This is a genomic window from Streptomyces sp. cmx-18-6, from assembly GCF_046548915.1.
Classification (GTDB): Bacteria; Actinomycetota; Actinomycetes; order Streptomycetales; family Streptomycetaceae; genus Streptomyces.
In genome coordinates this window covers 22,157-34,671 of the sequence record NZ_JAEBEP010000015.1, presented here as the reverse complement: position 1 = coordinate 34,671, position 12,515 = coordinate 22,157, and the positions used below count along the sequence as shown (strand labels likewise).

The 12,515-nt window shown below is 73.0% G+C and carries 11 protein-coding genes; 9 read left to right on the top strand and 2 right to left on the bottom strand.

Annotation, left to right across the window (positions count from 1 at the left end; all coding sequences use genetic code 11):
• Positions 1–45 precede the first annotated feature (45 nt).
• The 5 genes from ACLJPL_RS28610 to ACLJPL_RS28590 all read left to right on the top strand — a co-directional run bounded on the left by ACLJPL_RS28610 (position 46) and on the right by ACLJPL_RS28590 (position 6,458).
• Positions 46–663 (top strand): helix-turn-helix domain-containing protein, encoded by a 618-nt coding sequence (locus ACLJPL_RS28610; protein WP_411083836.1) that lies wholly within the window; start codon positions 46–48, stop codon positions 661–663.
• A complete protein-coding gene (locus ACLJPL_RS28605) occupies positions 660–1,958 on the top strand; it encodes an MFS transporter (RefSeq protein WP_411083835.1) in 1,299 nt (432 codons plus the stop codon). The genes ACLJPL_RS28610 and ACLJPL_RS28605 overlap by 4 nt, the downstream gene beginning before the upstream one ends.
• 196 nt (positions 1,959–2,154) lie before the next feature.
• Positions 2,155–3,603 (top strand): SMI1/KNR4 family protein, encoded by a 1,449-nt coding sequence (locus ACLJPL_RS28600; RefSeq protein WP_411083834.1) that lies wholly within the window; start codon positions 2,155–2,157, stop codon positions 3,601–3,603.
• Between the two features lie 216 nt (positions 3,604–3,819).
• Positions 3,820–5,658 carry an aminotransferase class I/II-fold pyridoxal phosphate-dependent enzyme gene (locus tag ACLJPL_RS28595; RefSeq protein WP_411083833.1) on the top strand — a complete coding sequence of 613 codons (1,839 nt, stop codon included), beginning with the start codon at positions 3,820–3,822 and terminating at the stop codon, positions 5,656–5,658.
• Complete coding sequence (locus tag ACLJPL_RS28590) at positions 5,655–6,458, top strand: phosphatidate cytidylyltransferase (protein WP_411083832.1); 804 nt, start codon at positions 5,655–5,657, stop codon at positions 6,456–6,458. The genes ACLJPL_RS28595 and ACLJPL_RS28590 overlap by 4 nt, the downstream gene beginning before the upstream one ends.
• A 209-nt stretch (positions 6,459–6,667) precedes the next feature.
• Here ACLJPL_RS28590 and ACLJPL_RS28585 read toward each other — a convergent pair whose 3' ends face one another.
• Complete coding sequence (locus ACLJPL_RS28585; protein WP_411083831.1) at positions 6,668–7,321, bottom strand: SMI1/KNR4 family protein; 654 nt, start codon at positions 7,319–7,321, stop codon at positions 6,668–6,670.
• Positions 7,322–7,455: 134 nt separating this feature from the next.
• Here ACLJPL_RS28585 and ACLJPL_RS28580 point away from each other — a divergent pair, with 134 nt between their 5' ends.
• Positions 7,456–8,337 (top strand): GNAT family N-acetyltransferase, encoded by an 882-nt coding sequence (locus ACLJPL_RS28580; RefSeq protein WP_411083830.1) that lies wholly within the window; start codon positions 7,456–7,458, stop codon positions 8,335–8,337.
• A 149-nt stretch (positions 8,338–8,486) separates the two neighbouring features.
• Positions 8,487–9,623 (top strand): MerR family transcriptional regulator, encoded by a 1,137-nt coding sequence (locus ACLJPL_RS28575; RefSeq protein WP_411083829.1) that lies wholly within the window; start codon positions 8,487–8,489, stop codon positions 9,621–9,623.
• A gap of 192 nt (positions 9,624–9,815) precedes the next feature.
• On the opposite strand, the gene ACLJPL_RS28570 is transcribed toward ACLJPL_RS28575, so the two are convergent.
• Positions 9,816–10,178 (bottom strand): winged helix-turn-helix transcriptional regulator, encoded by a 363-nt coding sequence (locus tag ACLJPL_RS28570; RefSeq protein ID WP_411083828.1) that lies wholly within the window; start codon positions 10,176–10,178, stop codon positions 9,816–9,818.
• Positions 10,179–10,225: 47 nt separating this feature from the next.
• Here ACLJPL_RS28570 and ACLJPL_RS28565 point away from each other — a divergent pair, with 47 nt between their 5' ends.
• Both ACLJPL_RS28565 and ACLJPL_RS28560 read left to right on the top strand, forming a co-directional pair.
• Complete coding sequence (locus tag ACLJPL_RS28565) at positions 10,226–11,113, top strand: NAD(P)-dependent oxidoreductase (RefSeq protein WP_411083827.1); 888 nt, start codon at positions 10,226–10,228, stop codon at positions 11,111–11,113.
• A gap of 284 nt (positions 11,114–11,397) precedes the next feature.
• On the top strand, positions 11,398–12,321 hold the full coding sequence (locus tag ACLJPL_RS28560) for an LLM class F420-dependent oxidoreductase (protein WP_411083826.1): 924 nt from the start codon (positions 11,398–11,400) through the stop codon (positions 12,319–12,321).
• The last annotated feature ends 194 nt before the right edge of the window (positions 12,322–12,515 follow it).

Below are 12,515 nucleotides of genomic sequence, written 5' to 3'. Positions count from 1 at the left end.
AACATCTCTTTTGAAACAACTGTTGTACGTCTAGTCTCTGCGCCCATGACCTCTTCTTCCGCGCCGCCCGACGAGCCCGCCGCCGAACGGGACATCCAGCTCGACACGGCCAGATTGCGCGTCCTCGCCCACCCGTTGCGCTTGAACGTGCTGGTCCTGCTGCGCCAGCGTGGTCCGTCGACGGCGACGCGTATCGCTGCTGAGCTCGGTATCAACCCCGGTTCGGCGAGCTATCACCTGCGTCGCCTCGCGGCGGGCGGGCTCATCGTGGAGGCGACGGAGCGCGGCACGGGACGCGAACGATGGTGGGAGTCCGCGCACCGCCAATCGATTCACGACCCGGCCGCCGAGCCCGTGGAGCAGCGCGAAGCCGGACGCGCCTACGCGCATGCCGTCGTCCTGGCGTCCATCGACCGCCTGCGGAGGGCCGCCCAGGAGGTGCCGCTGCTTCCGGCCGAGTGGTACGAGGCCAGTGTGTACAGCGACTTCGCCCTGTGGCTGACCCCGGCGGACGTCGACCGGATGCGGGCCGAGGTCGTCGAGGTGATCTCCCGCTACCGGCACAGCGAGGCCGAAGCGCCGCACGGGGCATCCCCCGTATCGCTACAGCTTCAGGCGTTTCCCGTGCCCGGCACCGTGGATCTCGAGGCGGGTGAAGTATGACCGCGCACGGCATAGCGGTGCCCGGGCCGCCCGCGTACCGGGATGTCAACGTCCTGCGCTGGCTCGCCGCTCACACCGCCTCCGTCACCGGCGACGTGGTGTACTTCCTCGCCCTCTCCTGGGCCGCCACCCGTGCCGCGGGGCCGTCGCAGGTCGGTCTGGTGATCGCCGCCGGGGCGTTGCCCCGGGCGGTGCTCATGCTCGGCGGGGGCGTCGCGGCGGATCGGTTCGGGCCGCGCCGGGTCGCCGTCGCCGGCGACGCGACCCGCTGCGTCGTGATTCTCGCCGCCGCGGCGGCTGTGCTGCTGATCTCGCCGAACCTCTGGCTGCTCATCCCGTTGGCGCTGGTGTTCGGCGTGGTCGACGCGGTGTTCATGCCGGCCGTGGGCGCACTTCCACCGCGCATCACCACCCCCGAACAACTCGCCCGCGTCCAGGGGATGCGCGGCCTGTCGATCCGGCTGAGCAATGCCGTGGGGCCCGTCCTGGCCGGCCTCGTGCTCGCGGTGGGCGGCGCGGCGAGCGCGCTCGCCGCCGCCGGCGGGCTGTTCGCCGTCTCGCTGGCCCTCCTCCTCGGCGTGAGAGTGTCGCCCTTGCCGTTGGTACGTCGACACACCTCCGCCCGGCACGATGTGAGCGACGGACTGCGCTACATCCGCCGGCACCGGATGCTCGCACCGCTGGTCGCGGTGATCGGTCTGAGCGAGATGTGCTTCAGCGGTCCGGTCGCCGCCGGTCTGGTGCTCCTGGCGGACGAACGCGGATGGGGCGCCGCGGGCATGGGGTGGATCGCGAGCGCGTTCAGCATCGGGGCCGCGGCCGCCGCGCTGCTGCTCACGGTGCGGGCCCGCGTCCCACGCGCCGGACTGGTGATGTCGGGCGCGTTGTTCGTCACGGCCGTGGGGGCGGTCGCCCTGGGGCACGCGGGATCTCTGCCCCTCGCCGTCGCGTTCGGCGCGTTGATCGGGCTGACCAGTGGAATCACCGCGACGGTGACCGGAGCCCTGGTCCAGACGGAGACCGACCCCCGGTATCTGGGCCGGGTCACCTCGGTCACGACCCTGTGCGCCCTGGGCCTAGCCCCGGTTCTCTTCCCTCTCGTCGGCGTCACCGTGGCCGTATGGGGCGCCGCCGCGTTCTTCACCGTGTGCGGTGGAATCTGCTTGCTCGCCGGGGTGTTCGGAGTCTCCGCCCCCGTGTTGCGTCGTGCTGAGCTCCGAGGGCCCGGGCCTGAGCCCGTACCGTCGTCGGCGACGCCGCGTTCCGGGCAGGCGGGTCCAGAGCCGGGACCGTAGAGGGAAGCGGGGTCCGATGCCCGCTGCATCCGGATTCAGCCCGGCCGCGGACGTCTGTGCGTACGCCTACGTCTGTGCGTACGCCTACGTCTGCGCATGCGCATGCGTCTGCGCATGCGGTCTGCGGGCTGCGGTCTGCGGGCTGCGGGCTGCGGTCTGCGGTCTGCGGTCTGCGGTCTGCGCGTACGGTCTCCGCATGGTTGATGAGAAACCCTCCGGGGCGTCGATCCACGAATTCGCCACCTGGGAGCCCGTGTTGAGGCTCCTGTGGGCCGCAAAGGCCGAAGGGTCCCCGGGGGCTCTGCCCGCGCCCGTGCGGGTGGCGGGACGCGTTGGACGGGACAGCTGGACCCCGTCGCTGCGGCGTCGGCGGCCGTCGCCCGGCCGGGCCCTTCAAAGCCCGGACATGCAGGACGAGTTCGACGCCGTGGAGCGGGTGCGGAGCGCCCTGACGGAGGCCGGCGTCGACGACGTCTCGTACGCGGCGGAGATCGAACCGACCGGGAGGACCGTGCTGCGCGTGCTCGACCCCGGCCCGGCCGTGGAACCCGGCATCGGCATCCCGCACCCGGGTGCGCTCGTCCTGGTCGAGGGCGCGCTCCCCGAGCCCTGGCGTCGCCTCCCCGAGCCGACGCCCGGAGCGAGGCCGGCCCCTTCGGCGGACCCGGAGTCGCTGGAGCGGACGCTGCGGGAGCGGCTGCCGGACGCCATCGGCGCGACGGAGCAGGAGATCACCGCCGCCGAAGCCCGCCTGGGCGTCCCGCTGCCCGACGAGCTCAAGGCGCTCTACCGGGTGACCCGCGCCCGGTGGGCGGACTGGGCTGCCGACCACGCGGCGGCGGACCGGGTGTTCGAGGTGGTCCGGTGCGAACTCGTCGCCGTGGACCACCTCCACCTCGCCGAGGCGTCGGCCCGTCACTGCCGCTGGGAGTTCGCGGCGGAGGAGGCGGTTTTCACCGGGCCCGACGCCCCGGTGCAGGGCCTGGTCGGGTCACCCGGCTGGATCGTGTTCGGCGGGAGCGGCGGGGGAGATCAGATGGCGGTCGACCTGACGCCCGGCCCGCGCGGGCACACCGGGCAGATCATCCTGCTGGACCACGAGAAGAACATCGGCGCCGAGCTGGTCGCCGACTCGCTCACCGACCTGGTCCTGGGCGGGGAAAGGGACCGGGAGAGGGAACGGGAAAGGGACCGGGAAAGGGACCGGGCCGGGAGGGAGCGGCGCGAGGAGCCGCCGCTCGTGGCCCGGGTCAATCGCGCAAGCCTCCGGAGCGTCCAAGAAGCCGCCCACCCCGCGCTGGAGGTCCTGTCGATCGGGGTGTGGGACGGCGCGACGTTCAGCCTCGCCCCTGTCATCGGGCTGCCCCGACTGCGTACCCTCACCGCCCACGCCGGCACCCTCGCCGATCCGCTGGAGATCGCCGCGCTCACCGGCCTGGAGTTCCTCGAACTCGCCCCGCGGGACTGGCGCGTCCTCCTGGACGCCGACGCCGTGCCCCGCAACCTGTCGGCCGCCGCCATCACGGCGTACGGCGACCAGGACCTCCTGCCCGTCGTGGACCTCGCCAACGAGATCCTGGCCCTCCACGGCCGGCCCGGAATCACCCGGACCGTCCTGGAAGGGGACCTGGGGTCCCTTGTGTGAAGGCCGAGCGATTGCGCGGCGATGCCGTGCCGCGTGCGTGGGCCTCCGCATGCGAAAGCGGCGATTCCGGTAGAACGCCCGCCCGCGAAACCGGCTTTGACCTGCGCCGCCGCCCATCGCCCCGCTGCCCGGCTGAGTACGCGTACTCAGGCACCGTCTGCCGCGCTCCTTCATGCTGAGGCGCGAAACGCCGGATCGTCCCAGGGGGATATACGCATGGACCACGCCTTGCAGCTGCGCACCGCCACCCTCCAGGATCGCGACTGGATCCACGAGCTGCGCCACCGGGTGTACGCGGAGGAGCTCGGCCAGCATCCGGTGGATCCGTCGGGCAGGCTGAGCGACGGGCTCGACGGCGACAACGTCTATCTCGTGGCCGCGCGCGGCGGGACGCGGATCGGCTTCGTCAGCCTCACCCCGCCGTGGGTCGGCCGCTACTCCCTCGACAAGTACCTGACGCGCGAGGAGCTGCCGGTCCTGAGCGAGGAGGCGCCGTTCGAGATCCGCGTCCTGACCGTCGAGGAGCGCTGGAGGTCCACCGCGGCGTCGTCGCTCCTCATGTACGCGGCACTGCGCTGGGTCGCGGCACGGGGCGGCCGCCGGGTGGTGGCGATGGGACGCACGGAGCTGCTCGACATGTACCTCGCCGCCGGGCTGCGGCCGGTGGGGCGCACGGTCCGCTCCGGCGCGGTGTCGTTCGAGGTCCTCAGCGGCTCCGTGGCCGAGCTGACGAGGACGGTCGCGACCCGCCACGGCCGGACCCTGGAGCGGCTGCGGGCGGGGCTCGACTGGCAGCTCGACGTGCCCTTCGCGCCGCGTGCGGACGGCTGTGAGCACGGTGGGGCGTTCTTCTCGGCGATCGGCACCGACTTCCGGACGCTGAACCGCCGTCACGAGGTGGTCGCTGCGGATGTGCTGGACGCCTGGTTCCCGCCGTCCCCGGGGGTCCGCGCGGTCCTCTCGGAGGACCCGGGATGGGCGGCCCGGACCTCGCCGCCGACGAGCGCGGACGGCCTGCTCGCGGAGATCGCCCAGGTCCGCGGGCTGCCGGTGGAGTCGCTGGTCGTCGGGGCGGGCTCGTCCGACCTGATCTTCCGGGCGTTCGGCCGGTGGCTGACGCCGGGGAGCCGGGTGCTCCTGCTCGATCCGGGTTACGGGGAGTACGCACATGTCACCGAGCGGGTGATCGGCTGCCGGGTCGACCGGCTCCAACTGCGCCGGGAGGACGGCTGGCTGCTCGACCCGGCCCGGCTCGCCGCCGCGACCGGCGACGGGCGGTACGACCTCGTGGTGGTGGTCAACCCGAACAACCCGACCGGCCGCCACGCCCCGGCCGACGCGCTGCGCGCGGTGATCGAGGCGTCCCCCGCGCGGACCCGGTGGTGGATCGACGAGGCGTACCTCGGTTACGTCGATCCGGCGGACTCCCTCGCCGGGCTCGCCTCGGCCGACGCCCGGGTGGTGGTCTGCACCTCGCTGTCGAAGATGTACGCGCTGTCGGGGATGCGGGCCGCGTACCTGGTGGCCGGTCCGGAGACGGCCGGGGAGCTGCGCCGCTGGACGCCGCCGTGGCCCGTGAGCCTGCCGGCCCAGCTGGCTGCCGTGACGGCGCTGCGCGACCCCGCGTACTACGCGGAGCGCTGGGCCCGCACCCATGTACTGCGCCGGGAACTGGCCGACGCCCTCGCGGAGTTGGACGGGTTCTCCTCGGTCGACGAAGGGGTGGCGAACTTCCTCACGGTGACCCTGCCGCCGGACGGGCCGAGCGCGGCGCGGCTGGTGCGCGAGTGCCGGCGGCACGATGTGTTCCTGCGCGACCTGTCGCCGATGTCCCCGGCGTACGAGGGGCGGACCGTCCGGATCGCCGTTCGCGACACGACGGAGAACGCTCGGATCGTGGCGGCGTGCCGCAGCGCCCTGGACGCCCTGCGCGCGTCGGGCGCGGTGGAGCCGAGCGCGATGGTGTCGGGTGCGGTGGCGTCGGGTGCGGTGGAGCCGAGCGCGGTGGCGTCGAGCGCGATGGCGTCGGGTGCGGTGGAGCGGGCCTCCTCGTGACGACGGTCGCCGGTCTCGTCCCGTATCTCGGCGGGGCGCTGGCGGTCGGGGGCGTCGCGGTGGCGGCGACCCGACGCCGTGAGCTGATGGTCCGCTGGTGCGCGTGGGCGCTCGGAGTGCCCCTGGTGACCGCCGCGTTCTGGCTCGGCCCGCCGGGGATCGCGGTGCTCGCGGCCGTGGTCGGCGTGGTCGCGGTGGCGGAGTTCGGCGGGCTGCTCCGGCTGGGACCGGTGGACCGGGCGGTGCTGGGTGCGGCGGTCGTCGGACTCGTCCTGACCGCCTGGCTGGCCCCCGGGGAGGTGTTCCGGGCAGCGGCGGTCGGGGCGCTGGCGATCGCCGGGGCGCCGCTGCTCTCGGGCGACGCGGAGCACGGGCTGCGCCGGCTGGGGGCGGGTCTGCTGGGGCTCGTGTGGCTGGGCGTCCTGGCCGGCCTCGTACCGATCGGCGCCCTCGGCCTCGTCCTGTTCATGGCCGTGTCGATCGCGGACATCGTGGCGTACGCCGCCGGTAGCCGGTTCGGCGGCCCCCTGCTCTCCGCGCTGTCGCCCGCCAAGCGGTGGAGCGGCACGCTGGCCGGGGCCGCGGCCGGTCTCCTCACGCTGGCCGTGCTGTCCTCGCTGACGTGGCAGACGGCGGTGGCCGTGGCGGTCGGCGGCCCGCTCGGGGACCTGCTGGAGTCGATGGTCAAGCGGGGTGCGCACGCCAAGGACGCCGGCCGGTGGCTGGCCGGCTCGGGCGGCCTCCTCGACCGGATCGACTCCCTCCTCATCGCCCTGGCGGTGCTGCTGGTGTTGCAGTGAGCCGTGGGGCGGGGTGGGGTGAGGTGAGGTGAGGTGGGCTAGAGGGGGGGACGGGCCAGGGGGCGGGACAGGCCGGGGGCGGGGTAGGCCAAGGTCAGCTTTGGTCGGCGCGACGCGGTCCTCCCCGCCGGTCGTGCCGGCCGGCGCCGCGAGTGCAGGACATTACTGCTCGGTCACCCCTCCTGGGCACTCCTGGGCGGTGGGCTCTCCTAAGGCCCCAGGGCCTGTCCGATCTCCCAATCGACGCAGGTCCTGCCGGAAGAGTGCGCGAACGTGGTGGGCCGGAAGTGGGTGAACGGGGCGCCCGTCTCCAGAGCGTCCGTCACCGCACGGACGAACTCGGCCAGGCTCGTCCCCCAGAGGCTGCCCTCCAGGTCTCCGGAGCCGATGCCCATCTCGTGCACCTGCCCGTATCCGGGACCTGGCCGGTGGTCGACGAACGCGACGCCTCCGTCGTTGGGCAGCGCGAAGGGCACGCACTGGTGCAGATGGCCGGCGATGTCGTCCTCTTCCCCCAGGTCGGCCTCGGCGTTGTCCTCGCCGACCTCCACGAGTATCTCGTGCATCGACGCGATCTCGGCGGTCGAGGCGAGCCGATGGCCCAGCGGAAAGATCCCTCCGGCCGGGAACACTCCGGGCTCAGGCCCTCTGTCCCGCTCGGGTTCGACAACCCCGTTCCGCCGCTCCAACAAGCCCCGGAGATCGGGGTGCAGGGCGAAACCCAACCGCTCCTCCAGCTCAGCTATCTCGGCCGCCGTCGCCGGTGGCCGCAGCGCGGCGTGGTCCGCCGGCGACTGGGCGGCCAGCCACGACTCAAGCCGGGACCATTCCTGGTCGAACACAGCCGGTTCCTTCGATGTCATGAGCCGACCCTAAACGGCGGGTCTGACAAGAAGCCCTCCCGCCCGGGTGGCTCTCCTCCCCGGCGGCCCTCCAGCCCGGGTGGAGAGGCACGGAGCGCAGGGCGCGCACCGCCGGGCCTGAGGGACCATGGAGCATGCGAGCGGACACCTGGCACCTCACCGAAGACGTCGACGAATTCCTCACCCGGGCCGGGGACTTCCTGCGCTCGCGGCCCGGCCCGCACGTGATGCCGCTGACCTGGGCCGCCAGGCTGCGAGCGCGCGGGGTGGCCGCCCTCTGCACCGAACCCCCCGTCTTCGGCGTGCTGGAGCGGGCGGGCGAGGTCCACGCCGTGTTCTTCCGCCTCCCGCCCCGCGCCCTGGGCCTCACCCCGCTCACGCCCGAGCAGGCCGACTCCCTCGCCGCCCGTCTGGCCGCCGCCGGGCACGCCCTGCCCGCCGTCAGCGCGGACCACGGCACCGCCGCCGCCTTCGCCGAGGCATGGCAGCGGCACACCGGTACGACGCCGGAACTCCGCGACGTACGACTGTGCCTGTACGGCCTCGGCACGCTCACCCCGCCCGAGCCGTTGCCGGCGGGACGGGGCCGCGTGCTGGGCGAACAGGACCTCCAGCAGGCCGTGTTCTGGTGCGGCGAGTTCGCCAGGGCCGTGGGGGAGGACGTCTCCATCGACGCGGACACGTGGGCCGGCACCCGCTACGCCGACAAGCGCTACACGCTCTGGGAGACCCCGGACGGCACTCCCGTATCCATCGCGGGCATGAACCCGCTGTTCGGCGGCCAGATCCAGGTGGACATCGTCTACACCCCCGCCCACCTGCGCGGTCACGGTTACGCGGGTGCCGTCGTGGCGGAGGTGAGCCGGGCCGCGCTGGCCGCGGGCGCGAGGGATGTCGTGCTGTTCGCGGACCGGTCGAACCCCACCAGCAACGCCCTGTACCAGCGCCTCGGCTATCGCCTGCTCGCCGATTGGGCCGTGTACGAATTCGAGGGGCCCGCGGCGTCCTCCGGGTGATCGCGGTGCGGGGCCGGCGCAACCGGTGGCGGTGGTGTCGGCGTTGGCGTTGACCTTCACCTTGGGGGAAGCCGCAGCATCGGCAGGGCCGGGCGACGAGCCCGGCATGAGGAGAAGCGAGAAGCAGGAAGTGAGAGGGGAGGCGCGAGGTGCCGGGAGCGAGCACGGGTCTGCTGACCATCGGGGCGTTCGCGAGGGCGTCCCGCCTGTCGCCGAAGGCGTTGCGCCTCTACGACGAACTCGGCCTGCTCACCCCCGCCCGCGTCGACCCGGTCAGCGGCTACCGCCTCTATGCCCCGGAGCAGTTGGACCGGGCCCGGCTGGTCGCCTGGCTCCGGCGTCTGGGGATGCCCCTGGCCCGTATCCAGTACGTCAGCACGCTGGACGCGGACGCGGCGGCCCGGGAGGTCCGGGCGTTCTGGGCCCAGGTCGAAGCGGACACCGCCGCGCGGCGGAACCTCGCCTCCTTCCTCATCGGCCATCTGTCCTGGAAGGACCCCGCCATGAACCCGAACCCGACCGCAAGCCCCCTGGGCATCCGTTACGCCGCCCTCTCCGACACCGGCCGCGTCCGTGGGAGCAACCAGGACACCGCGTACGCCGGTTCGCGCCTGCTCGCCGTCGCGGACGGTTACGGCGGCGCGGGAGCCCCCGCGAGTGCGGCCGCCGTCGACGCGCTCAAGCACCTCGAAACGGACGGCATCCCGGCGGGCGACCTCCTCAACGTCCTCGAGGACGCCATCGGGCAGGCCGAACAGGCCGTCCGCCGCGTCACCGGACCCGGCTCGTCCGCCGAAGAGGCCGGCACCACGCTCACGGCGATGCTCTGGACCGGATCCCACCTGGCCCTCGTCCACATCGGGGACTCCCGCGTCCACCTCCTGCGCGACGGGGAGCTGTTCCAGATCACCCACGACCACACCGTGGTGCAGACGATGATCGACGAAGGACGCCTGACCCCGGAGGAGGCCGCCTCCCATCCCCAACGGTCGCTGCTGATACGCGCCCTGGGCCAGGGACCCGACAGCGGACCCGGCATGGGCCCCGGCATGAGGGCCGGCACGGGCCCCGACATCGGGTTGCACGACGCCCGGCCGGGAGACCGGTATCTGCTCTGCTCGGACGGGCTGTCCACCGTCGTGCCGGCCGACGACATCCGGCGGGTGCTCTCCGGGACCGATGAGCCCGAGCAGGCCGTCCGCGAGCTCATCGCCCTCGCCAACAGCGCCGGAGGCCCCGACAACGTGAGCTGTGTGATCGGCGACGTCGTGGAGCTCCAGGGGTGAGCGGTACCGGCTCACTCTCCCGGGACGGCTGAGAGACCGAGCGGGGCGGGCGGCCGCGTCCGGCGCCCCCGCCCTTGCTGGTACCCACTTTTTTGTGGGTACTTGGCAGTGATCCACGCCGGGCCGATCCTGGTTGAGGGCCGCCGGAGAACCGGAGGCCCGCACGGAGCGGAGAGGGGGAGCGGCGATGGTTCAGGAGGCCGACCGCTCTGCCGGCCGCGCTTCCGTGAGCTTCTCCAGGCGGCGGTGGCCCCAGTCGGACAGGGCGTCCAGCAGCTCGGAGAGTTCCCGGCCCGACGCGGTCAGGGAGTACGTCGTCTTCAGCGGAAGCACGTCGTGCACCTCCCGCCGCACCAGCCCGTCCGTCTCCATCTCGCGGAGCGCCTGAGTCAGCACCTTCTCGCTGAGTCCGGGCAGCAGCCGCCGCAGCTCGCCCGGGCGGCGCGGGCCGGACTCCAGCATCCAGATCAGCGTCGACTTCCATTTTCCGTCGATCACGGCGATCGCGGCGGTCACCCCGCAGACGTTCAGGTCCTGGGCCCGGCTGCGCGTCATTCCCGCCCCTTTCCTTAAGAAAAACCTATTTTCTACGGAGTTGAGTCATGTCGCAACAGAATGAACAGTCCAGTGTCACCGTCATCGGTCTGGGGCCGATGGGCCGTGCCCTGGCGGGCGCGTTCCTGGACGCCGGTGTGCGTACCACCGTATGGAACCGTACGCCGGGCCGGGACCGGGAGCTGGTCGAACGCGGCGCGATCAGCGTCGGGTCGCCCGAGGAAGCGGTGGCCGCGAGCGGGCTGACCGTGGTCTGCGTCGTCAACTACGACGCCGTGGACGGCATTCTGCGGCGCGACGCGGTCACCGCCGCCCTCAAGGGCCGCACGGTCGTCAACCTGACCGCCGACACCCCGCACCGCGCCCGGGAGGCCGCGCAGTGGGCGGCCGAGCACGGTGTCCGCTATCTGGACGGCGCGATCATGACGCCGACCGTGACCATCGGCACTCCGGCCGGGGTGTTCATCTACAGCGGGCCGGCGGACCTCTACGACGAGCACCGGCCCGTACTGGACGCGCTGAGCGGCACCCACACCCACCTCGGCGAGAAGATCTGCCGGGCGGCCGCCTACGACATCGCGCTGCTCGACATCTTCTGGACCGCGATGGCCGGCTACAACCACGCCCTGGCGGTGGCGCGGGCGGAGGGGATCACCGCGCGGGAGCTGGCCCCGTTCGCCCAGGGCATCGGCGCCATCCTGCCGGCGATCTTCGAAGGGGTCGCGGAAGAAGTGGACGACGAGAACTTCTCCGACGAGGGCAGCCCCCTCACCTCCACGGCGTCGACCATGGCCCACGTCATCCACACCTCCGAAGCGCACGGCATCGACGCCGGCGTCATGCGCGCGGCGGAGGGCCTCGCCCGCCAGGCCATCGGGCGCGGATACGGCGGCGAAGGGTTCCACCGGGTCGCGGAGCTCCTCGGCCGCCGCTGAGGATCGCTGCGGCGTACGGGGTGTACGCCTGGTACGGGGTGTATGCCGCGTACGGGGTGTACGCCGCCGCGTCGGACGCGATGGTCGGACGTGATGGTCGTACGTGATGGGCGCGGCCTTCGACATGGCGGTGGACGCGGCCGTGGACGCGGCGGTGGACGCGACCGTTCCACGCCACCGGCGCCTGATGCGTCAGCCGGTGGTCGCCGACTCGTTCACAGGACTGACAAGAAGCCGTCACACAGCGGCGGAATGCCCACCCGGGGCGGGCCGTTGAACGACACATGTCCATCGGAGTAGCACTCAGCGCGACCGAGGTCGACAACCAGATCGACGCCACCGTGCACCTCGCCCGGGAGGCGGCGGCCGCCGGGCTGCGGTCGGCGTGGTTCGGGCAGAGATTCGGCGTGGACTCACCCGCGCTCGCCGGAATCGTGGGGAGGGAAGTGCCCGGCCTCCAGGTGGGCACGTCCGCCATCCCCATCTTCGGCCGCCACCCCCTGCTGGTCTCCAGCCAGGCCCAGACCACCCAGGCCGCCACGCACGGCCGCTACCACCTCGGGCTGGCCCTCGGCACCAAGCACCTGACCGAGGGCGGGTTCGGGATCCCCTTCGAGCGGCCCGTCGCCCGGCTGCGTGAATTCCTCGTCGCCCTGCGGCAGTTGACCGAGACCGGCACCGCCGACTTCCACGGCGAGCTGATCACCGCGACCACCCCGCTCCCCGCACACGTCCCGGGCGCCGAGCCCGGGGTGCCCCTGCTCGTCGCCGCGATGGGACCCCGGGCGCTCCGGGTCAGCGGGGAGCTGGCGGACGGGATCCTGCCGTACCTCGCCGGGCCGCGCGTCCTGGCCGAACACATCGTCCCGGCCGTCACGGCGGCGGCCGAGGCCGCCGGCCGGCCCGCGCCCCGGATCGTCGCGCTGGTGAACGGCGTGGTGACCGACGACGTCGAAGGCGTACGCGAGAAGGTCACCGAGCAGATGGCGATCTACGAGCAGATCCCGTCCTACACCCGCGTCATCGAGCTCTCCGGCGGCCGGCGGGCCTCCGACGTGGCGGTGATCGGCGACGAGCGGACGGTCGCGGCCGAGGTCCAGCGCTACCGGGACGCGGGGGCGACGGAGGTGGTCTTCGCGGGCACGGACGTCGCCGGGGACGCCGACCGCCGCCGCACCTGGGCCCTCCTCGGAGAGCTGGCCGGCTGACCGCCGGGAGGCGGTACGGGTGGCCGCTCGGGTGGCGGGCCGGATAGCGGACATGTTCTGTCCGCCACCCCTGCCATGGTGGGCCCGTGGCAGAAAACACGGAGAACACGAACACCGAGACGGCTCCGCAGTCGGCACCCGAGGCAGCACAGCGGCCAGCACCTCGACCGGCACCCGGGGCAACACAGCGATCA